The 20,321-nt window shown below is 36.5% G+C and carries 21 protein-coding genes; all 21 read right to left on the bottom strand.

The annotated features are described in order from the left end of the window. Window positions 1-816: a Cof-type HAD-IIB family hydrolase gene (locus FC77_RS00815; protein ID WP_056969586.1), complete on the bottom strand. Its 816-nt coding sequence runs from the start codon at window positions 814-816 to the stop codon at window positions 1-3. A gap of 112 nt (window positions 817-928) precedes the next feature. Continuing rightward, complete coding sequence (gene mnmA, locus FC77_RS00810; RefSeq protein WP_056969585.1) at window positions 929-2,050, bottom strand: tRNA 2-thiouridine(34) synthase MnmA; 1,122 nt, start codon at window positions 2,048-2,050, stop codon at window positions 929-931. 4 nt (window positions 2,051-2,054) lie between these two features. After that, window positions 2,055-2,396: a DUF1831 domain-containing protein gene (locus FC77_RS00805; RefSeq protein ID WP_054681252.1), complete on the bottom strand. Its 342-nt coding sequence runs from the start codon at window positions 2,394-2,396 to the stop codon at window positions 2,055-2,057. A 47-nt stretch (window positions 2,397-2,443) separates the two neighbouring features. Then, window positions 2,444-3,601, bottom strand: a complete 1,158-nt coding sequence (locus FC77_RS00800; protein ID WP_056969584.1) for a cysteine desulfurase family protein — start codon at window positions 3,599-3,601, stop codon at window positions 2,444-2,446. A 2-nt stretch (window positions 3,602-3,603) separates the two neighbouring features. After that, on the bottom strand, window positions 3,604-4,299 hold the full coding sequence (locus tag FC77_RS00795) for a 5'-methylthioadenosine/adenosylhomocysteine nucleosidase (protein WP_056969582.1): 696 nt from the start codon (window positions 4,297-4,299) through the stop codon (window positions 3,604-3,606). A 17-nt stretch (window positions 4,300-4,316) separates the two neighbouring features. Further along, window positions 4,317-4,628, bottom strand: a complete 312-nt coding sequence (locus tag FC77_RS00790) for a hypothetical protein (protein ID WP_056969579.1) — start codon at window positions 4,626-4,628, stop codon at window positions 4,317-4,319. Continuing rightward, window positions 4,621-5,193, bottom strand: a complete 573-nt coding sequence (locus FC77_RS00785) for an NUDIX hydrolase (RefSeq protein ID WP_056969577.1) — start codon at window positions 5,191-5,193, stop codon at window positions 4,621-4,623. Before FC77_RS00785 ends, FC77_RS00790 begins: the two co-directional genes overlap by 8 nt. Continuing rightward, the gene (locus FC77_RS00780; RefSeq protein ID WP_056969576.1) at window positions 5,194-5,415 is read right to left on the bottom strand and encodes a cold-shock protein; all 222 of its coding nucleotides are present in this window, start codon (window positions 5,413-5,415) and stop codon (window positions 5,194-5,196) included. Continuing rightward, window positions 5,415-8,204: an isoleucine--tRNA ligase gene (gene ileS, locus FC77_RS00775; RefSeq protein ID WP_056969575.1), complete on the bottom strand. Its 2,790-nt coding sequence runs from the start codon at window positions 8,202-8,204 to the stop codon at window positions 5,415-5,417. The genes FC77_RS00780 and ileS overlap by 1 nt, the downstream gene beginning before the upstream one ends. A gap of 222 nt (window positions 8,205-8,426) precedes the next feature. Beyond that, complete coding sequence (locus FC77_RS00770) at window positions 8,427-9,140, bottom strand: DivIVA domain-containing protein (RefSeq protein WP_054681253.1); 714 nt, start codon at window positions 9,138-9,140, stop codon at window positions 8,427-8,429. Next, window positions 9,116-9,916 carry a YlmH family RNA-binding protein gene (locus tag FC77_RS00765; protein WP_056969572.1) on the bottom strand — a complete coding sequence of 267 codons (801 nt, stop codon included), beginning with the start codon at window positions 9,914-9,916 and terminating at the stop codon, window positions 9,116-9,118. The genes FC77_RS00770 and FC77_RS00765 overlap by 25 nt, the downstream gene beginning before the upstream one ends. Continuing rightward, window positions 9,916-10,218, bottom strand: a complete 303-nt coding sequence (locus tag FC77_RS00760) for a YggT family protein (RefSeq protein ID WP_054681254.1) — start codon at window positions 10,216-10,218, stop codon at window positions 9,916-9,918. Before FC77_RS00760 ends, FC77_RS00765 begins: the two co-directional genes overlap by 1 nt. Further along, complete coding sequence (locus FC77_RS00755) at window positions 10,218-10,658, bottom strand: cell division protein SepF (RefSeq protein ID WP_054681255.1); 441 nt, start codon at window positions 10,656-10,658, stop codon at window positions 10,218-10,220. The genes FC77_RS00760 and FC77_RS00755 overlap by 1 nt, the downstream gene beginning before the upstream one ends. A gap of 15 nt (window positions 10,659-10,673) precedes the next feature. Further along, window positions 10,674-12,014: a cell division protein FtsZ gene (gene ftsZ / locus FC77_RS00750; protein WP_056969570.1), complete on the bottom strand. Its 1,341-nt coding sequence runs from the start codon at window positions 12,012-12,014 to the stop codon at window positions 10,674-10,676. 14 nt (window positions 12,015-12,028) lie between these two features. Continuing rightward, entirely contained in the window at window positions 12,029-13,387 is a 1,359-nt protein-coding gene (gene ftsA, locus FC77_RS00745) for a cell division protein FtsA (protein WP_056969568.1), read from the bottom strand. Window positions 13,388-13,450: 63 nt separating this feature from the next. Continuing rightward, window positions 13,451-14,305 (bottom strand): cell division protein FtsQ/DivIB, encoded by an 855-nt coding sequence (locus FC77_RS00740; RefSeq protein ID WP_056969566.1) that lies wholly within the window; start codon window positions 14,303-14,305, stop codon window positions 13,451-13,453. A gap of 16 nt (window positions 14,306-14,321) precedes the next feature. Further along, window positions 14,322-15,428, bottom strand: coding sequence for an undecaprenyldiphospho-muramoylpentapeptide beta-N-acetylglucosaminyltransferase (gene murG, locus FC77_RS00735; RefSeq protein ID WP_056969565.1), 1,107 nt, complete (start codon window positions 15,426-15,428; stop codon window positions 14,322-14,324). Between the two features lies 1 nt (window position 15,429). After that, entirely contained in the window at window positions 15,430-16,809 is a 1,380-nt protein-coding gene (murD, locus tag FC77_RS00730) for a UDP-N-acetylmuramoyl-L-alanine--D-glutamate ligase (protein WP_056969563.1), read from the bottom strand. Between the two features lie 11 nt (window positions 16,810-16,820). Continuing rightward, the gene (gene mraY, locus FC77_RS00725; RefSeq protein ID WP_056969561.1) at window positions 16,821-17,780 is read right to left on the bottom strand and encodes a phospho-N-acetylmuramoyl-pentapeptide-transferase; all 960 of its coding nucleotides are present in this window, start codon (window positions 17,778-17,780) and stop codon (window positions 16,821-16,823) included. A gap of 4 nt (window positions 17,781-17,784) precedes the next feature. Beyond that, window positions 17,785-19,950 (bottom strand): penicillin-binding protein, encoded by a 2,166-nt coding sequence (locus FC77_RS00720; RefSeq protein WP_056969559.1) that lies wholly within the window; start codon window positions 19,948-19,950, stop codon window positions 17,785-17,787. Beyond that, window positions 19,950-20,312: a cell division protein FtsL gene (gene ftsL, locus FC77_RS00715; protein ID WP_056969557.1), complete on the bottom strand. Its 363-nt coding sequence runs from the start codon at window positions 20,310-20,312 to the stop codon at window positions 19,950-19,952. The genes FC77_RS00720 and ftsL overlap by 1 nt, the downstream gene beginning before the upstream one ends. Between the last annotated feature and the right edge of the window lie 9 nt (window positions 20,313-20,321).

Below are 20,321 nucleotides of genomic sequence, written 5' to 3'. Positions count from 1 at the left end.
TTAACTGCCTAAGACATACTTCCCGATTGCCTCAGCTACTCCACCTTGATTATTATTAGCTGAAGTAATTACGTCACACTGCTTTATCATCCTTGGGTTAGTATTCTGCATGCCAACACCAAGGCCGGCGGCTTTGATCATTGCTAAATCGTTAAAATTATCACCTAATGCCATCGTTTCCGTTGGTTTAACACCTAAATTTTTAGCTAAACGCAAAAGCCCCGCTCCTTTATTCACACCAGAATGATTAAATTCCAAGTAACGGTTAGAGGAATAAGATACATCCAAATCATCCGTTTTTTTACCTAAATCAGCGGCTACCTTACGTAAATAATTCATATCAGTATTTTCATAGAGTACTTTAGCAATTTCCTGTCCCTTTAAGAAAGAAATATTTTGCTCATTAATAATCTTAAAGTGGTGCCGGCCAGTTAAATAATCTATTTCATCAGGAGCTGGTTTATAAACATAGAGCATATCTTTCGTGTAAACATGAATACAAACATCATAGTTCAAGCCTAACTGGTAAAGCTCATTCGCTTTATCAAAACTGAGTCCCTGAAAATACATAATCCGATTACTTTTATTTTCAGTAATGCAAGCACCATTAAAAGAAATAACATACTGATTAGGCTTATCAAACAAACCAATTTCTTTCAGAGTTTTCGCAACTGAGACATAACCCCTGCCTGTCGCTGGCACAAATTTAATTCCCTTTTGCGTAATTTTTTTGATTGCCTCCCGATTTCTTTTTGGCACGTGGGTATTGCTGTCAAGTAAAGTTTCATCCAGGTCACAGGCAATAATTTTATACATTTTAAGCTCTTTTCTATCAATAATTTACTTGCTTAGTTTAGCATTTAAAAAATCAAAAGAAAAAGAGGAAAATGCAGCATGCATTTTCCTCTTTCTTAAAAAATTTCATTAATTAAACTAATTGCAACTTTTTATCATTTTGGTAAGCACAATCAATATTGCCACCGCCCAAACACTCTTCACCATTATATAAAACAAGCGCCTGTCCTGGCGTGACAGCACGTGCAGGATCATCAAAATAAACGGTTGCAGTATTGTCTGCTGCATGGTACTCAACGGTCACCGCTACATCTGGCTGACGGTAGCGAAATTTGGCACTGCAATGAATTTTAAAATCATGATCAGGCTGACCAGTAAAAAATGACATATCACTTGCTTTAAGCTCAGTAGCATAAAGCAGTTTACTATCGTAGCCCTGCTCAACGATCAATTCATTCTTTTTCATGTCTTTACCAACAACAAACCAGGGATCGGTAGATTCTTTGGTTGAACCTAGACCTAAACCCGATCTTTGCCCAATGGTGTAATACATTAATCCGGCATGTTTACCAACAACTTGGCCATCTGGGGTTACCATTTTACCTGCCTTAGCCGGTAAAAACTCACTCAAGAATTTTCGAAAGTTTCTCTCTCCAATAAAGCAAATCCCAGTCGAATCTTTCTTCTTTGCAGTTGCTAAGCCACTTTTTTGGGCTATTTCACGTACTTTGGGCTTAGTTAAATCAGCTAATGGGAAAATAACCTTGCTAATTTGCTTTTGGTTAAGTTGACTTAAAAAATAAGTCTGGTCCTTATTGCCATCCTTCGGCCGCAACATATGTGTTACACCATTTTCATCTGTTACTGTCTTTGCGTAATGACCCATTGCAATATAATCAGCATCCAGGTTCATTGCAAAATCTAAAAAGGACTTAAATTTTATCTGACTGTTGCACATTACGTCTGGGTTAGGGGTTCTACCTTTTTTATATTCGTTCAAAAAATATTCAAAGACCCGGTGCCAATATTCTTTTTCAAAATTAATTGAATAATACGGTATACCAATTTTATCAGCTACCTTTTTAACGTCATCATAGTCTTGAGTAGCGGTACAAACACCAGAATCGTCGGTGTCATCCCAATTTTTCATGAAAACACCAACAACATCATAGCCTTGCTGTTTGAGTAAAAGTGCTGAAACTGATGAGTCAACACCCCCGCTCATTCCAACAACAACCCTAGTTTTCTTTGTCATCCAATCAATCCTTTACTTGAACGAGAATTTTACGCTCCTCAAAATCCTTTAAAATATAGTTTAAAAGTTTTACTGTAGGAGCCAATTGCCTGTTTTTAAAAATATTTACTTTTTGCAAACCATTGCGATCAGTTACAACCATCGTTAAATGCGATAATTGCTTATTAATAGTCATTTTAAGTTTTGTCGGTGCATTATAAGGGGAATCATTATACAACGGATGTTCGTAATCAAAATTACCCCTCACCGTCTTTGTAAAACCTGCATCCATCAAGGCATAAAGCTTGATGTCAGGACTCAACGTAAATTTACGATTATCACCATTAATTACAACTGTATTTGCCATAATTTACCTCACTTATTTATAATAAGTTAATTTAATTTCGAAAGCAATTATTTATCCTTTGCTTGAAATTTACCTGCAATTTTAACCAATTGATCTGCAAAAGAATTAACCTCTTCATCAGAATTATACCGACCAAAAGAAATTCTGATCGACTCATTTATCCTAGGAGAATCTTTACCAAAACAAGCAATTAAAACATGTGATGGTTCTAGTGATCCGGCGGTACATGCAGATCCCGCAGAGACCGCATAACCCGCTAAATCTAAATTAGTCTGTAAAACCGCAGTAGAAATGCCGTTAAGCCGTAAATTTAATACGTGGTAAGATACATTTTTACCCCGACCACCATTAATTTCGTATTTAATACCCGCAGAATCAAGTTTTTGTAAAATAATATCTTGAAAATGCTTGTATTTGGCCTGTAAGTCTTTTTTACTGATTGCCGCAATTTCACTAACCGCTTCACCAAAACCAGCAATTCCAGGAACGTTTTCTGTGCCGGCACGACGCTTAGTTTCTTGTTCGCCACCTAAAATTAGGCTGGGAATATGAATGTTTTCATTTTCGTATAAAAATCCTAAAAATTTGGGGCCATTAATCTTATGTGCAGAGGTCGATAATAAATCGATGTTCATCTTCTTAACATCAATGTCAATATTCCCTATCCCTTGGACGGCATCAACATGAAAATATGCGTTGCTATTTTTTACTATCTGGCCAATCTCTTCAAGGGGCATAATACTGCCAACTTCATTGTTAACAGCCATGATGGAAACAAGAATGGTATCCGGAGTTAAGGCTTTTTTCAAATCACTTAAAGAAATATGACCCGTTTCATCGACATCCAGATAAGTGACTTTGTAACCTTCACTTTCCAATCGTTTCATCGGGTTAAGTACTGATGGATGTTCAATTTTAGTCGTAATAATATGCTTTCCAATATTCTTACGGCTATATGCAGTACCAAAAATTGCAGTATTGTTGCTTTCTGAACCACCAGAAGTAAAAATAATTTCGTTATCCTTGGCATTAATCGCCTGGGCAACCTGCTGGCGTGCTTTATTGATAACACTACGGGCATGACGGCCAATTTCGTAAGTGCTTGAAGCATTACCAAAATCATTTTTCATTTCATCGGTAATGCAATCAATTACCTTAGGAGACATTGGCGTAGTTGCAGCATTATCCAAATAAATTTCCGACATGCTTAATCCATCTCTTCAATATAATCACAAATTAACTTTGCAGCTTTAGCACCAACTTTTTTAACAAAACTGTCAAAATCATTATCGGCATTCTCATCACCATTATCAGAAATGGCTCGCATAGCAATTAATGGCTTCTTAAAATGATATGCAACTTGAGCAAAAGCCGCACCTTCCATTTCTACACCGAGTGCATCAGGAAAGTTATTTTTAATCGGTACCTTCTGCACATCTGATGCAATAAAGGAATCACCCGTTACGATTAAACCTTCTTTATAATTAACGCCCTTTTCTTTTAGGTATTTACCAAATTGGGCACGTTCGGGTGAATCCAACTTAAACCTAGCCGGTTCGTGGGGAATTTGCCCCTCCACATAATCACCGGCTAAAGTATTGTGTGCATCATGATAAGTAAAACTATTCGGCAAAATCAAATCTTCACGATGAACATCTTTATTCATCGACCCAGCCGAACCCGTCATAAAAATCATGTCTACGTCAACACTGGTTAACAAGTTCGCTAAATTCATAGCCGCTTGAACCTTACCGATTCCACTCAGGCCCAGGTAAATATCATTACCGTTAACAGAAAAATGCTCGAATTCTGTCGATCCGAACATTTCTTTTTTCCCTGAGTGAAAATGCTTACCGTAATATGCTGCCTCAATTTCCATTGGGACAATAATTGCTATCTTCATTTTTACCCTCAACTATTCTACAAATGAAACAATGCTAATAATACTAGAACAATCAAAATAAACACTATCAGAATAGCACGGTCTAACCTTTTTTTCAGTCTTAGACCCTTATCCTCAGATGGCACTTTATCATCAACTTCAGAGCGCTGAAGATTTTCTTCATTGTCTTCTCTTAAAGGACGTGCATCTTCTGGATTTCGTTGAAAATCTGAATTAACATCTACATCTTCTTGTTCATCATCATTAAAAGCTGATTTAAATTTATCAAAAACGTGTCCACGCTTTTTTTTAGTGTGCTTTTTTCGATAATCAGATCGTTTCTCAGTCATTATCTTCCTTTGTTTCTGCGCCTGTTAACAGCATATTTTCCCATACACTAATTGCATACGCAGTTTTTGCATCCACAATTTTTCCTTTTGCAGATAGCTTTTTTAATTCCTCTAAATCATACCAGTGACTAGTTAAAAATTCATCGGAATCAAGCGACCTTTTTTCTTGCAACTTAGTCAACGTATCACAATAAAACAGGTATAGTTTTTCATTAGTAAAACCAGGAGATGAATAAATTTCCGTAATTTTCTCCCAATAATCGGCATGGTAGCCGCCCTCTTCGTTTAATTCCCGTTTCATTGCGTCAAGCGGACTAGCATCCGTAGGATCAATCAAACCCGCTGGAATTTCAAGCGTAAGCTGCTTAATGGGTTCACGCCACTGTTCAACCAAAAGCATCTGCTGCTTTTTATTAATGGCAATAACAGCGGCTGCTGGTTGGTGGTTTACAATTTCTCTCGTCGAAGTCTCACCGTTAGGTAACTTTATGGTCCTAACAGAAAGATCAATCAAGCGACCTTTGAAAATTGGTTTGGAAGAAATTTCTTTTTCTTTTAAACTCATTTAATCCCTCTCTTTTGAATCAGCTAAGTACACATTTACACACTGCAGGCCGTTCTTTCCTTGAGCAAGTTGATAACTTACCCTTTGACCTACCTTGAGGCGCTTATAGCCTTCTTCTTTAATGGCAGTATAAAAAACAAAGTATGATTTATGATTTTGATCATCATCAATGAATCCATAACTGCTGTCACTATCAAATTGTTTTACAGTACCTAAACGCATTATTTCTCTAATCCTTCTTGAACTGCCTCTGGGAAATTATCTTTAACAATGGCTGCACAACGACCGCAAAGCATCGGGAATTCTGAATCTTTACCAATATCGGTCTTAATCATCCGACAACGTGGGCAAATCTCCCCTTCAGCATGCTTGATAACAATTGCCGCATTAGCATATTGCTTAGCATCTGCAGGAGCCTTCCCATCAGCAATGGTTAATTTAGATACGATTAAAATTTGTCTGAAATCAGCATCTAAATCATTAAGCATTGCCTTGGTTTCTTTATCTGGATAGATAGTTACCGCAGCTTCAAATGACTTACCAATCAACTTCTTGTTTCTTGCATCTTCTAATGCTTTCAATACATCAGTACGAAGATTCATAAACTTACCCCAATCATTAAGTAATTGATCATGATTAGCGTAGTTTTCAATCTTAGGCATATTTGCAAGTTGAATATAATCTTCTTTTTCGTTTAAGAAGCCCCATACTTCTTCCATCGTATGCGGTAAGATTGGCGTTAAAATTTTATCTAACTTAACAGCTGAATCATAGATAACCGTCTGCATTGACCGGCGAGCATGGCTATCTTTACTTTCAATATACAGAACATCTTTAGCAAAGTCTAAGTAAAATGCAGATAAATCATTTGAGATAAAGTTAAAGGCCTTCTTATAAACAGTCGTAAAGTCAAATTTATTATAAGAAGCAATACAGTCTTTAATCAAATCATTCAACTTAACTTCCATATATTGATCAATTGAACGTAAATCTTTATAAGCTACCCGATTTTCTGCTGGATCAAAGTCGCTAGTGTTAGCAAGCATATACCGGAAAGTATTCCTGATTTTACGGTAACTTTCTGAAGTTTGCTGCAAAATATCATAAGAAACGGAAACGTCCGATGTAGTATCAACGGAGGCTACCCACAAACGAATTATCTCAGCTCCCATACGTTTGATAACATCGTTAGGTGAAATTACATTACCCAGTGACTTAGACATCTTATGTCCTTTATCATCCAGTACAAAGCCTTGGGAGAAGATTCCTTTATATGGTGCCATGCCAGTTGTAGCAACTGAAGTAATTAAACTAGAGTTGAACCAGCCACGGTACTGGTCACTACCTTCAAGGTAAAGGTCAGCTGGAAAATGTAAATTCTTCCTCTGTTCCAGAACTGCACGGTGTGAAGAACCAGAATCAAACCATACATCCAGAATATCTTTCTCTTTTCTAAATTTCCCATTTGGTGAGTGTTTAGAAGTGAAACCATCTGGCAGTAATTCTTTCGCGGTATGAGTATACCAGGCATTTGACCCCTCTTTTGCAAAAATTTGTGCAATATGTTCAATCGTTTCTGGAGTAACAATCGGTGTATCATCCTCTGCATAAAAGATTGGAAGTGGGACTCCCCAAGCACGCTGACGTGAAATTACCCAGTCGCCACGATCTTTAATCATGTTGTAAAGACGAGTTTTACCCCAAGAAGGAATAAATTTAGTCTTATCGATTTGGTCTAAGATCTGTTGTCTAATCTTATCAATTGAGGCAAACCACTGCGTGGTTGCCCGGTAAATTACCGGTTTCTTTGTCCGCCAATCATGGGGATAGGCATGGGTAAAGAAGCCAAGTTTAAGTAAGTTACCGGATTTCTTTAATTTTTCACTGACGACTTTGTTAGCATCATCATAAAACATGCCAACCAAATCTGGATCAGGAACATCCTTTGTAAAACGTCCTTGAGCATCAATAGGACTAAATACTGGTAACCCATAACGCTGTGCAACATTAAAGTCATCTTCACCAAAACCTGATGCAGTATGAACTAAGCCAGTACCATCGTCAGCAGTAACATGCATTGCGTTCATAACTAATGAATCTTGGTCATACAGTGGGTGTTTGGCAACCATCCGGTCCATGTCTGTTCCTTTCATGTGCTGGACAACCTTGTAATCTTTCCAACCCAAATCTTTAGCAACAGCTTCAAGGCGGTTAGTACCGATTACATAGCGTTTATCGCCAACTTTAACTACTGAATAATCAAATTGGGGGTTAACAGTAATACCCTGGTTTGACGGAATTGTCCACGGAGTTGTTGTCCAAATTACAAAGTAGGTATTCTTTGGATCTAAAATCCCCTTACCATCTTTTACTGGAAATGCAATATAAATTGATGGCGACTTATCATTATGATATTCAACTTCCGCTTCTGCTAAAGTTGATTCACTTGATGGAGACCAGTAAACAGGCTTTTTACCCTTGTAAATATAGCCTTTTTCATACATCTTACCAAAAATACGAATTTCTTCAGCTTCGTACTTCGGCTGTAAAGTAATATACGGGTGATCCCAATCAGCCATAACTCCAAGACGCTTAAAGTCCTTCATCTGCTTCTTAATTTCTTTTACAGCATAGTCTTTACAAAGGTTACGGTATTTGACCCGATCCATCGTTTTACGATCTACACCCTTTTTAGCAAGTTCTTGCTCAATTGGAAGGCCGTGAGTATCCCATCCTGGTACAAACGGAGCATAGTAACCATTCATATTCTTAAACCGAACAATAATATCCTTGGAAATTTTGTTCATGGCGTGACCCATATGAATATTGCCGTTTGCAAACGGAGGGCCATCATGTAAGTCAAAATGAGGTTTCCCCTCATTTAACTTTAATCTTTGTTCATATAATTTATTTTCTTCCCATTTTTTCTGCGACTGGGCCTCGCGTACAGGAAGGTTTCCCCTCATTTTAAATTTAGTTTTACCTAAATTAAGAGTTTTCTTGATTCTCATTCAATTATTCCTTTCTAAAAAACCCTCGTCCTAAAAATTAGGACGAGGTTATTCGTGGTACCACCTAAATTGAGCTGTTAAACCCCACTTAATATTACGTATCGTGTAATTAACGTACAAACTCTTAGACAGCTGATCAACCGTTAAGCTCTTTTGTTAGCCTTCCACCAACACTAACTCGCTGTTATTGCTTTTCAGTTTTACTGTCAGTTTATATTTTTATTAGTTATTATCCTTGTTGTCATCAGGAAATATTATTTTAGCTCCTGAATTGTTTTTCAACTTGGGTTTTGCATTTAATGTCTCATGACTTGGACTATCACCTGTCATTGGCTTAGGTTCATCCACTGAGTCTACGTCATCTGAGTCATCACTGTCAACTCCATCGATATCATCTTCACTAGCTGACGGAATTGGTTCTGAGCCATCAGGTGGATAAAAACGGTCAGTATGGAAATATCTGTCTAAAGCATGTTGCCATCCCTGATCATTTAAATCATCAATTTGGCTTTGTAATAATTTTTGAACGTGTTTACGAAATTGACTAACTTCTTGCTTTAATCGCTTGTAGTCACCCTTTAATACATCCTGTTGTTGCTTTTGATAATCAGTATCAATAGCCGCTTGATTTCTAGCGTCATCTATAATCTTTTGTGCCTTTTCTTTAGCGTCTGTTACAGCTTCTTTAGCTGACTTATCCATTTGATTATATTTATCAACTTGGGCTTGCAACTTATCTACTTTATCATTAAGCTTTACAACTTTATTCTTTAAATCAGATGTTTCATCTAAAGCATCGCCATAATCACTAACAACTTTATCAAGAAAGCCATCTACTTCACGGCGATCATAACCTTTAAACCCGCGATGCTTAAATTCTTTATTATGAATATCCATTGGGGTTAACTTCTTTACCCGTGTCTTTTTGTCTGCCAAACTTTTAGCACCACCTTATATTTACCTTTTCTAGTCGCTGAAATGTCCATAATTTTAATCCTACCAAAATGTCTAAGACTAAGGACATCCCCTACTTTTACTATTATATTAGAATCTTCCGTGCCATGCCAATTTATTTTAACTAATTTATTTTTAATTGCTTTTTTTATTTGACTCCGGCTATTCTTACTTAAACCAGCTAATACCGCATCAATCCGCAGTGACGCAATTATTTCCGTCTTTTGAACACTATCATCTTCAGGAATAAGAACATTTCGTAGAGGAATTTCTTTTATCTTCACTTGCGTTCGGCCAACACGTTTAATCTGTTCTAAGAAAAAATTCTTTAGCTCAGTTTTGGCAAAAAATTGCCACTTACCGTTACCATCAGTGATAATATCACCAAACGTATCAGTTTCAACCCCGGAATTAGCTAACGTACCAAGAATAGAACTATGACTTAATTTAACAAATTTAGCAGGATATACAATTTCAAACGCGGATACTTGATAATCGGATGGACGTAAATTTCCCCACTCTTCACTTAAGTAAACGCGCATCTTTTCCGCATCTGCAAAACCACCGAATTCTTGAATGAAAGCGTCGTTACCCGCAACTGTTTTCAAAATATCCCGTTGTCCAGGATCTAAGAAATCAGTTAGTATTGCACCATGCTTAAAAACAATGCGATTAAAAAAACCGACCATCTTATCGACTGTCGATTTCTCTTCTTGTTCAAAATATGGATAGAAGCTACTTGCTTGTCGTTTTTTCATCAGCCTATCAACCTAAACAAAATATTTTGAATCCATTGAAGTGCATAATCTTGAATAAAATACAACACCAATAACCCAATTAACGCAGATAAATCTATGCCGGTTGAATAGGCTAATTTTTGAATGGGTCCTTTTCTGAAAACATTCAAATAAGGATTTACAATTTTATCAAGCCATTTACCAATTACAGAATTTCGTAAAAATGGTACCCAACTCATAATTGCGTCAATCACAATGAAAATACAATATAGCCAAATAATCCAATTAATTACGTATATAACGTAATAAATAAAGTTTGCCATTAACTCAAATTATCTTTCTTATCTACTAAATCACTGATTTTACCGTCAGTAACAAATTTAGGTGGGGTTGCCAAAAAGATTTTATCACCAATTCTTTGAATTTCACCGTTAAGTGCGTAAACAGTTCCAGTAATAAAATCAACTATTCTTCGAGCAGAACTATCATCCATTCTGCTAAAGTTAATGATAACTGCTTTATTGCTCAGTAAATTTTGAGCAACATCTTTAGCATCTGAGTATACACGTGGTTCGTATAAAACAATCTTACTCTTGGAAGAATTCATTCCAGATTTAATTGAAACTACTTTGTCCCGGTTAACGTTATTCATTGGAACATCATCTTCATCCTCAGTTTCTTGATCTCCGGTGTATTCCTCATCATCGGTCATATCATCTTCATTTGAAATACCAAAAAACTTACCTAATTTATTAAAAGCCATGTATTCTACCTCCTACTAGTTTTCGCCACGATGCTTAAAGAATGGAATATCATCATTATCGTCATCGCTTTGAGCACTGGTTTCAATTTGTGAAATACTGTTTTGATCATCATCAGATGAATTTAATTTATTCTTGTCAGTTTGTGAATCATTTGAAGTATTCCTTCTTGAACCTTGATCATTATCATTCAAACCCCAAACACTGGTTGGATCAACCATTGTCTTGTGTTTTGGAGCTGATTCTTCACTAGATTTTTGTTCTGGTTTTTGATCCTCTTTTTCGGGTTTAGTTTGAGGAGCAGTAGTTACTTTTTTTTCTGCTTTTTCAGGCCTATTACTTGCCTTAGCTTTAACCTGATGACTATGTCCAGGAAGTTGCTTTGAAGCTTCTTCTTCAGCCTTTGAACTGATGCCAGTTGCAATAACAGTTACCACGACCTCATCACCTAAATTAGGATTAATTGAAGTACCAAAGATAATGTTAACGTCATCACCAGCTGCTTTTGAAACTATTTCTGATGCATCTTGAGCTTCAAACAAAGTTAAGTCAGGTCCACCGGTAATATTCAGCAAGACTTGTTTTGCACCATCAATTGAAACTTCCAGCAATGGAGAAGAAATTGCCAGTTTAGTAGCTTCAACTGTTCTGTTTTCACCACTGGCTCTACCAATCCCCATAAGAGCAGCACCTTGATTGGCCATAACTGTCTTAACATCGGCAAAGTCTAAGTTAACGTAGTCAGTTGAAGTAATTAAATCTGAAATACCTTGTACACCTTGTTTTAATACGTTATCGGCTTCCTTAAAGGCATCCATCATGGGTGTCTTCTTATCAACCATTTCTAACAAACGGTTATTTGCTATGATAACTAATGTATCAACATACTGCTTTAACTGAGTAATTCCTTCAGCAGCGTTTTTTGAGCGTTTTGGCCCTTCAAAACTAAATGGGCGTGTAACTACGCCTACTGTTAAAGCACCCGTTTCACGAGCTACTTTTGCCATTATAGGAGCAGCACCGGTACCAGTACCACCGCCCATTCCGGCAGTGATAAAAATCATATCTGCACCCTTAAGTGCATCTTCAATAGTTTGTTCACTTTCCTCAGCAGCTTTTTGACCTACTTCTGGATGTGAACCAGCACCTAAACCTCTAGTCAATTTAGGTCCTAATTGAATCTTATTCTCAGCCTTATTACTATTTAATGCTTGCACATCAGTATTGGCTGCGATGAAAGAAACACCTTGTACGCCGTCATCGATCATTCGATTAACAGCATTACCACCGGCACCACCGACACCAATTACTTTAATGACAGCATTTTTATTGTCGTCTGAATCGAACGTAAAATCCATCTAATTAACCACCTTTAATCAAAGAACTTTTTAAAGAAATTCTTGATGCCCTTACTTTTATTTTGATTATCATTCTTTTGTCTATTCTCTGGAGATCTTTCACTTCTGGGCAATTTATGTCTATTATATGCTTCTTTTGTTTCAGTTTCACTAGCAGTAACCGGTCTTTTAGAAATTTTGCTACTTTCTTGAACTGGCTCCTCAAATTGCCCTAAAACTTCATTACCATAAATTGCACTATCAACCAAAAAGTCAATATCAGACATCCTATATGCATAATTAACGATCCCATAAGCTGCAGTATAAATAGGATTACGCATCCCCATTTGATCAGGTTGATAAATACGTGTTTTAACTCCTAATCTATCCGCAACTAAAGCATCAATTCCTTGAAGCAAACTGCTTCCACCTGTAATAATAACACCACCAGGTAACTTTAAAGCACCATGTTTTGCTAAACCTTTACCGAGGCGGTTAATTATTTGCATTAACCTAGCATTAATAATTTCACTAAGATAAACTTCATCAACCATTTTTTGGCCATATGAACCAACACTGTTAACGGCAAATTGATCTTTTTTAGAGGCAAGTTTAGGATCAGCAAAGCCGTAGTCCAATTTTATCTGTTCTGAGTCTTTCTTAGAGGTACTGAGAACAACTGAAATATCATTACTGATATCACTACCACCTTCAAGATCAATATTGGCATATTTAATTTGACCATCATGAATAACTGTGGCAGTGGTTACTCCACCACCAAGATCAAGAATGATTGACCCAAATGTTCTTTCACTTTCATCCAAAGCCACACTGGCAATCGCAAGTGGAGTTGGAACAAAGAAATTATTTTGGTAACCAGCTCTTTCAATAGCTTTCTTAATATTATGAAGTGGGCTAGCAGGAGCAGTTAACAAAATGCCACGAACAGCTAATGAATGCGCAATCATTTTTCGTGGATCATCAACATCAGTTTTACCATCAATCAAGAAACTACTAGGTAAAAATACAATTGGTTCACGTTCATCTTTTACCGCAGATTCAATTGCAGCCTGTAGAACTCTTTTTACATCTTTATTGCCAATTTCTTGACCATTATCACCAACATTGATCAAATCGCTAGTGGTCTTTAACTGCAACATACCAACTGGGATACCAGTTACTACACGATAAATAGTTGTATTCGTCTTTTCTGCAATTTCCTTTAATGCACGGCTAATTGCGCTAGCCGTTTGATCAATATCAACTATTTTACCATGCCGCATTCCCTTATTAGGAATAGCAACGGAACCAATTACTTTGCCTGAATCGGCTACAACTGCTTTCACACTCGTGGTACCTATGTCTAGTCCCACCAGAAGATTTGAATTGTCCAAAATTAAGCCCCCATATATTAACTGCCTTGAAAAATTTTAACATAAAAAGTGTTTAAATACAGCTTATGAAATGCCATAAGCTTTCTTTTCACTTGATGTAAGTGGTCTACTAAAAGCTCCTACTTCTAAATCAATTAAACTATTTTTATCCGCTTTAGATTTAATCTCATTATAGTATTTCAGCTTATCGTTAAGTGTAGAAATATTTCCAATAACTACATTACCATCTTTCATCACAAGAATTATTTGTGAACCACGACGAGTATTCCCACTAAGCAGTTTCACTTTATTTTTAAAATCCTGTGGAAAACCATCAAATAGTTCAAGGTCTTTTTCTAATGAAACCATGTGATTATATCCAACGAAAAATGGCTTATCCTGATCAACTTTAGCCCATGGCAAAGACCTACTTCCAACTTTTCCATCAGCTAAAATTTTTCGGTAGTTACTACCTTCTTTAATATAACCAATTGTTGGATATTCATTAACTTTTAAAACTAGTCGATTAAAATGATTTAACTTAACTCCAACATTTTGAATTTCATGATATTTATCGCCTAATCGGTGACCTAAATTCTTCTGGTGAAATAAGTAATCAAAAACTTTATCACTAGCTTTGATCCCAGAATTTTCTACAACTTGTTCAGGCGGTAAATCAGCAACTCCTTCTACTTGAACACTACCAACATCGGCTAAAGGTGATATGTAATAACCTAACCCAATAATAAAAAGCAATGAAATAGTAATAATCAAACCTAATCGCCGAACTAAAGAAATTTTACGTTCAGCATGTAAATTTGCGAGTGAGGCAGAAACTTTAGCTTCCTTTTTATTATTTTTATGTTGATTAGATTGATGATTTAAATAAGGTGATAATTCTTTTTTAGGATCAATCTTAGTCACTCGCTTTTTGGGCATCTGTCTCACCTACTTTCTAGCGGGAAATTTCTTCCATAACTTTAATTACCTGATCTGATGCATTTGGAACACCCAAAGCTTTGGAAGCTTTGCTCATTTCTTCAGCATATTTTTCGTCTAACAAAATATGATCAATAGAGGAAATAAAGTTATTGGGATTCAAATCATTTTCAGGAATAACCAATGCAGCACCGGCCTTCTCAAGATCAACCGCATTCTTCATCTGGTGATTATGCGTTACGTTAGGACTCGGAATTAAAATTGCGGGGACGCCTAAAGCCGTAAACTCAGCAATGCTAGTTGCTCCAGATCGAGAAACTACACAGGTCATCTCTGGTAAAAGTGCAGGCATATCTTGAATATACGGTAAAATTTTAATATTTTGACCATAATCGATATCCTTTAACTTCTTCTGAACTGCGTCATAGTAATAGGTTCCTGTTGCCCAAATAATTTGGTATGGTTTCTTCTTTAATTGCAACAGTGATTTAAGCATTATTCTATTAATTGCAAGTGCTCCACGAGAACCACCAAATACGAGAACAGTTGGAATCTTGGGATTTAATCCCCACTTACTCTGCAAATCTATTTCTTTTTCATGTAAACTAAGAACCTGCTGTGAGCGTGGGTTACCCGTTTTAACCAATTTTTTCTTCTCTGAAAATTGATTAGCAGCATCATCAAATGTGTAACAAATCTTGTCAACGTAGTGACCCAAAAATTTATTAGCCACACCAACTACTGAATTAGATTCATGAATCATAGTTGGAATATGCATTTTAGCAGCTTCATAAACCATAGCACCACTTACGTAGCCACCGGTACCAACAACAACATCTGGTTTGAAATCACGTAAAATTTCTTTAGCTTTTTTGGTAGCACGGATAAATAATTCAATTGTTTCAAAATTCTTTAATAGGTGTTTGCGATTAAAACCTTGAATCCGTATTGTCTTGAAATTGACTCCTGCAGCAGGGACAATTTTTGACTCTAAGCCTTTTTTCGTACCAACAAATAGAATCTCATCGTTTGTTGAAATCTTGCGTTGTTTTAAACGTTCAATAATTGCCATAATTGGATAAATGTGGCCACCAGTGCCGCCACCTGTAAAAATAACTCTCATTTTATTTAGTCTTCAAATCCTTAACAAAGTTTACAAAATAATCTCCACGTTTTTCAAAAGTCTTGAATTGATCCCACGAAGCACATGCGGGTGAAAATAATAGAACATCCCCCGGTTTGGTTAATTCATATGCTTTCGGAACGGCTTCCTGCAGAATGTTTTCAATCACAATATCTTTAATACCAGCCTTTCTGGCAGCATCTGCCAAAAGGTATTTGGTTTCGCCATATAAGACAATTGCCTTAACATATTTTTTTAATACAGGAACCAGAGTATCAAAGGTAAAACCACGGTCAAGCCCACCGGCAATTAAAACCACAGGAGAATCAAAGGAAGAAATCGCAACCTTAGCGGCTTCAATGTCGGTTGACTTTGAGTCATTATAAACTTTTCTTCCATCTAAAGTCATAACATATTGCAAACGGTGTTTGGCACCAGTAAAGGTGCTAAGAACAGCTTGAATATCCTCATTATCGGCACCCATTAACTTAGAAATAGCAATGGCTACTAACGCATTTTGTTGATTATGAACTCCCGGTAACTTTATGTCAGAAATTTTCATAATCTTTTCTTTTTTACTCTCAAGGTAATTCTTGCCAATGAAATAATCAGCATTCGGATCTTTTTCTGAAAATGTTTGAATTTTAGCCTTAGTCGTAGCTTTTTCTTTGGCTAAAATATTTTTTTGGTCAAAATTAGCAATGAAATAATCATCAGCGGTTTGAGTTCGGGTTACATTTAGTTTTGCATTCACGTAATTAGCAAATGTTTTGTGGTAGTCCAGATGAACGTGATTATAAATATCCACAATTGCAGCAACCTTTGGATCGATATCAGTTACTCCCAGTAATTGGAAACTAGAAATTTCTACAACTAAAATATCATCCTTTGTAGCTTTGGGGACAACTTCTGAAATAGGTACACCAATATTACCAACAGCGTAAGCGTGATGACCCGTCTTCTGTAAATGCCGATCAAGAATCCTTTGGGTAAGCATTACCGTAGTGGTCTTACCATTTGATCCCGTGACACAAACATAAGGAGCATCGCTAACACTTAAAGCAATTTCAGGTTCAGTAATAATCGGTATTTTTAATTCTTCTGCTTTTTTAACCATTGGGTTTTCATAAGGAATACCCGGATTTTTAACAAAATAATCAAAGTGCTCTTGATCAAGTAATTCTACCGGATGATGTCCGCCAATAACATGAACTCCAAGCTTTGCCAGCTTTTTTGCATTAGCATTATTATTCAAATTAGCTTTATCATTCAAAGTTAATTTTGCACCTAATTTAAGTAATAATTTACTTACAGCGAAGCCACTCTTACCAAGACCCAAAACTAAAACATTTTTACCTTTATACGTGTCGATCTGTTTCATCTTTTATCTTATTAACCCCAAATTATTAAATACAAAATACTGCCAATTAAGCCAACTATCCAAAAGACAATATCTACTTTCCACTCAGACCAGCCTAACATTTCAAAGTGGTGGTGAATAGGTGTCATTTTAAAGATGCGCTTACCAGTTGTTTGGAAAGAAATAACTTGCAGAATTACACTGGCCGTCTCACAAACAAAGACGATCCCAACTAGTAACAGCGACCATGGTCTATTTAAGAAAATACTTACAGCAGCAAGACCACCACCTAGAGCCAATGAACCAGCATCGCCCATAAAGATCTTCGCAGGCTTATGGTTAAATATAAAGAAAGTAATTAAACCGCCAATTACACTCATACAAAAAACAAGAATAGCAAAATTATTTTGCTTAAAAGCCAAGTAAGCATAAGTTCCATAAGCAATGATAGATAAACCTGTTGCTAATCCATCTAGTCCATCTGATAAATTAACCGCGTTAGAAAAACCAACTAACCAGAGAATAATGAAAACAGTAAATAACACAACATTATTTACCACCCCTATAAATGGAATAAATAAACCAAACTTGAAATTATCAGATGCAGCAATCATTACGATTACAATTGCAATGATAATTTGCAACGATAATTTTTGCCAAGCACGAAGTCCTAGGTTTCGTTTGTAGTATAACTTAATCCCATCATCAAGGAAACCTATGATTCCATAACCTAGAAGACTGATAAGTAAAATCCAAACAGTTTTATTTAATTGATGCTGCCACGCTGTTACCCAAACAGTAGAAATAGTTGCGGCAAGGATAAAAATGACCCCGCCCATCGTGGGTGTTCCATTTTTCTTTTTATGCCACTTTGGTCCTTCATCACGAATTTCCTGTCCTTCATGGTGTGAACGCATAAAAATAATCAACCATGGTAAAAAGATTGCGGTTAAAACTAACGAACTAACTAATGCAATGATGCTAAATGGCATAATGCTACTCCTTTAAATTAATTTTTATTCTTGCACCGGACTTCAACACGGCACCTGGTTTAATACTCTGACTCTGTACATTGCCATTTCCTTTAACACTAAGTTTTACGTCTGCCAAACTGGCAAATTGATGCAGATCATCAAAGGACCAGCCTTTCATATTCGGACACGTGATCTTACCCGACGTTAAAACAAATATATGGCCACCAGACTCCTGTTTTTGCCCTTCTTTATATAATTGATCGGTTACCTTTTTACCACTACCAATTTTTACAATTGAAAGACCAACACTTTGTGCTTTCTTCTCAGCTGCTGAATAAGACATACCCTTTAGTTTAGGTACCGTAACAGTTGTCGAGTCATTTTCCGTACTCTTAGACATTAAAATGACCCTGCTCATTACTGGCTTGAAAATTGAAGATAAAATTGTTTCAGCGGGTTTAGTCATGCGCCGCGGCTGCTTTATCGTTAAGTAAATACAATAGCGGGGATGATCTGCAGGGGTTACACCGACAACAGAAAAGATATAATTACTATTTCCTTTCAGGTATCCTCCACCCTTAGGATTAGCAATTTGTGCAGTACCAGTTTTAACGGCGATACTATCACCACTCATCTTGTAAGCATATCCTGTACCAATCTTCTTATTTAATACCCGTTTCATGTTATCAAGTACAACCTTACGGGTTGAAGGTGAATAAACAGGTTGTCCTACTTTTTTAATTTGGTAACCGTTTAGTGTTTTACCATCTGAATCAGTAATTTTATCTACATACTGTGGTTTAACCATTTGCCCATTATTAGCAAGACTGCTGTATGCCTGCATCATTTGCATAACGTTCACATTGATGCCTTGCCCAAAACTGGTTACAGCTTGATCAATTGGTGATTTAAATGCAATTAATCCTGGTTGTTCTCCTGGCAAGGTAACACCAGTTTTCTTACCGATATGGAATCTATTCAGATACTCACGCCAAGTTTTTGCACCCATTTGGCGTTCAATGTGAACAAATCCGGTATTACTCGATCTTGGAAATGCCTGTGAGAACGGGATACTTCCCCAACCACTTGTCTGCCAATCATGGATAGTTGTGCCATTAATAGTCACTGACCCAGAATTGTAATACTGGTTGGGATGATAGTTACCACTATTAACGGAGGCAGACAAAGTTAAGACTTTAAATACAGAACCTGGTTCAAAAGAATCTTGAACCAAAATATTACGATAAGATTTATTCAAATCCTTTTTTGTTTGCGGATTAAAAGTCGGACGCTGAGATGCAGCTAAAATTTTACCAGTCTTCATATCTTCAACTACGGCAGTTAAATCAACTGGATTATATGTCTTTTGCACATCCGTCATTCTATCTTCCAAATAGTTTTGCAGTTGCGAATCAATTGTTAAGTATAAATCATTTCCGTTTTTAGCTGGCTTATAATTTTGTTCATTATTTGGTGTTTGGTAATTAGATGCATCTACCGAAGAAATTTGGTAACCATCTTTCCCCGATAAAGTGTTATTATACCAAGCTTCTAATCCCATTGTTCCAACTAAATTCTGCGTGCCAGTTTTCTTATCATATTCAGGTTGGGCTAAACCAACCGTATGGGAAGCAAAATTACCATTTGGATAGAGCCGCGCCGGCGTTTCTAAGAACTTAATGCCAGGAAGTTTCATTGCATCAATCTTATCTTTTTGGTCTTTGCTTAATCCACTACCAGCGGTCCCAAATTGAACTTGAAATGCTTTCTTCTTTGGATTTAAGTATTTCAAAATTTTACTGGTCGAAAGTGGTAAAACTTTTGCCAACTTACTAGCAGTCTTCTTTTTATTTAGCACATACTCTGGTTTATCTTTGTAGTTAATTGAAGATTTATCTAAAATCGCATAAACAGTATAAAGATGCGAATCTTCTGCAACTGCTAAACCATTACGATCATAAATAGTACCACGCGTAGCCTTTAAAATTTGGTTGCGTTTATATAATTGTTCAGTACGTTTAGATAGATCCTGGCCATTAACAGTCTTTGATATACCTATATACAAAAATCTAGCTGCAAATACAAGAAAAACCAAAGCCACAGCTAATTGGAGAAATCTCCCCACCGTAAAGCGGTAGCCGTGGGCTTTGGATCTTTTTAATTTTAAATTACTAATGTTTTTCTTCATTAGTGAATTGTCCTAATGTTTTTTTCAATCAAAGTTAACCCTTTATCACGTGCAATTTTATTCATTCTTGCACTTGAAGTTAACTCACCAATTTCTTGACGCAAATCGGTAACTTTATTTTGCTCCTTGGTAACTGACTGTTGAACATTGGTCAGCTCGTGCTGAGCCGAAGTTGCAGAAATACTAGAAGAAACTAAAAATGTCATCATACCTAAAGTTATGACGGTTCCTAGAATAAGCAAAGTTTTTTCTAAACCTGTCCAAGCGACTCGGTGAGGATCAAGAACTATTCTTTGTCTGCGATTAGGCTTAGTCTGTTTATTTGGTTTAAATTCTACTCTTCTTGCCGAACTATCAGCCATTGCATTTCC

The organism is Lactobacillus acetotolerans DSM 20749 = JCM 3825 (assembly GCF_001436775.1).
Lineage (GTDB): Bacteria > Bacillota > Bacilli > Lactobacillales > Lactobacillaceae > Lactobacillus > Lactobacillus acetotolerans.
The sequence above is the reverse complement of the archived record's forward strand: the minus strand, read 5'-3'. Positions and strand labels throughout refer to the sequence as shown.

Excerpts from the sequence above, each read along its gene's own strand:
- murD (WP_056969563.1), bottom strand. The coding sequence starts at position 16,809 with ATGAAACAGATCGACACGTATAAAGGTAAAAATGTTTTAGTTTTGGGT.
- mnmA (WP_056969585.1), bottom strand. The coding sequence starts at position 2,050 with ATGACAAAGAAAACTAGGGTTGTTGTTGGAATGAGCGGGGGTGTTGAC.
- FC77_RS00800 (WP_056969584.1), bottom strand. The coding sequence starts at position 3,601 with ATGTCGGAAATTTATTTGGATAATGCTGCAACTACGCCAATGTCTCCT.
- FC77_RS00785 (WP_056969577.1), bottom strand. The coding sequence starts at position 5,193 with ATGAGTTTAAAAGAAAAAGAAATTTCTTCCAAACCAATTTTCAAAGGT.
- FC77_RS00760 (WP_054681254.1), bottom strand. The coding sequence starts at position 10,218 with ATGGCAAACTTTATTTATTACGTTATATACGTAATTAATTGGATTATT.
- FC77_RS00780 (WP_056969576.1), bottom strand. The coding sequence starts at position 5,415 with ATGCGTTTAGGTACTGTAAAACAATTTGATAGTGACAGCAGTTATGGA.
- ftsZ (WP_056969570.1), bottom strand. The coding sequence starts at position 12,014 with ATGGATTTTACGTTCGATTCAGACGACAATAAAAATGCTGTCATTAAA.
- FC77_RS00805 (WP_054681252.1), bottom strand. The coding sequence starts at position 2,396 with ATGGCAAATACAGTTGTAATTAATGGTGATAATCGTAAATTTACGTTG.
- ftsL (WP_056969557.1), bottom strand. The coding sequence starts at position 20,312 with ATGGCTGATAGTTCGGCAAGAAGAGTAGAATTTAAACCAAATAAACAG.
- FC77_RS00740 (WP_056969566.1), bottom strand. The coding sequence starts at position 14,305 with ATGCCCAAAAAGCGAGTGACTAAGATTGATCCTAAAAAAGAATTATCA.
- FC77_RS00720 (WP_056969559.1), bottom strand. The coding sequence starts at position 19,950 with ATGAAGAAAAACATTAGTAATTTAAAATTAAAAAGATCCAAAGCCCAC.
- murG (WP_056969565.1), bottom strand. The coding sequence starts at position 15,428 with ATGAGAGTTATTTTTACAGGTGGCGGCACTGGTGGCCACATTTATCCA.
- FC77_RS00795 (WP_056969582.1), bottom strand. The coding sequence starts at position 4,299 with ATGAAGATAGCAATTATTGTCCCAATGGAAATTGAGGCAGCATATTAC.
- FC77_RS00790 (WP_056969579.1), bottom strand. The coding sequence starts at position 4,628 with ATGACTGAGAAACGATCTGATTATCGAAAAAAGCACACTAAAAAAAAG.
- FC77_RS00765 (WP_056969572.1), bottom strand. The coding sequence starts at position 9,916 with ATGAAAAAACGACAAGCAAGTAGCTTCTATCCATATTTTGAACAAGAA.
- FC77_RS00755 (WP_054681255.1), bottom strand. The coding sequence starts at position 10,658 with ATGGCTTTTAATAAATTAGGTAAGTTTTTTGGTATTTCAAATGAAGAT.
- ileS (WP_056969575.1), bottom strand. The coding sequence starts at position 8,204 with ATGAGAATCAAGAAAACTCTTAATTTAGGTAAAACTAAATTTAAAATG.
- mraY (WP_056969561.1), bottom strand. The coding sequence starts at position 17,780 with ATGCCATTTAGCATCATTGCATTAGTTAGTTCGTTAGTTTTAACCGCA.
- FC77_RS00815 (WP_056969586.1), bottom strand. The coding sequence starts at position 816 with ATGTATAAAATTATTGCCTGTGACCTGGATGAAACTTTACTTGACAGC.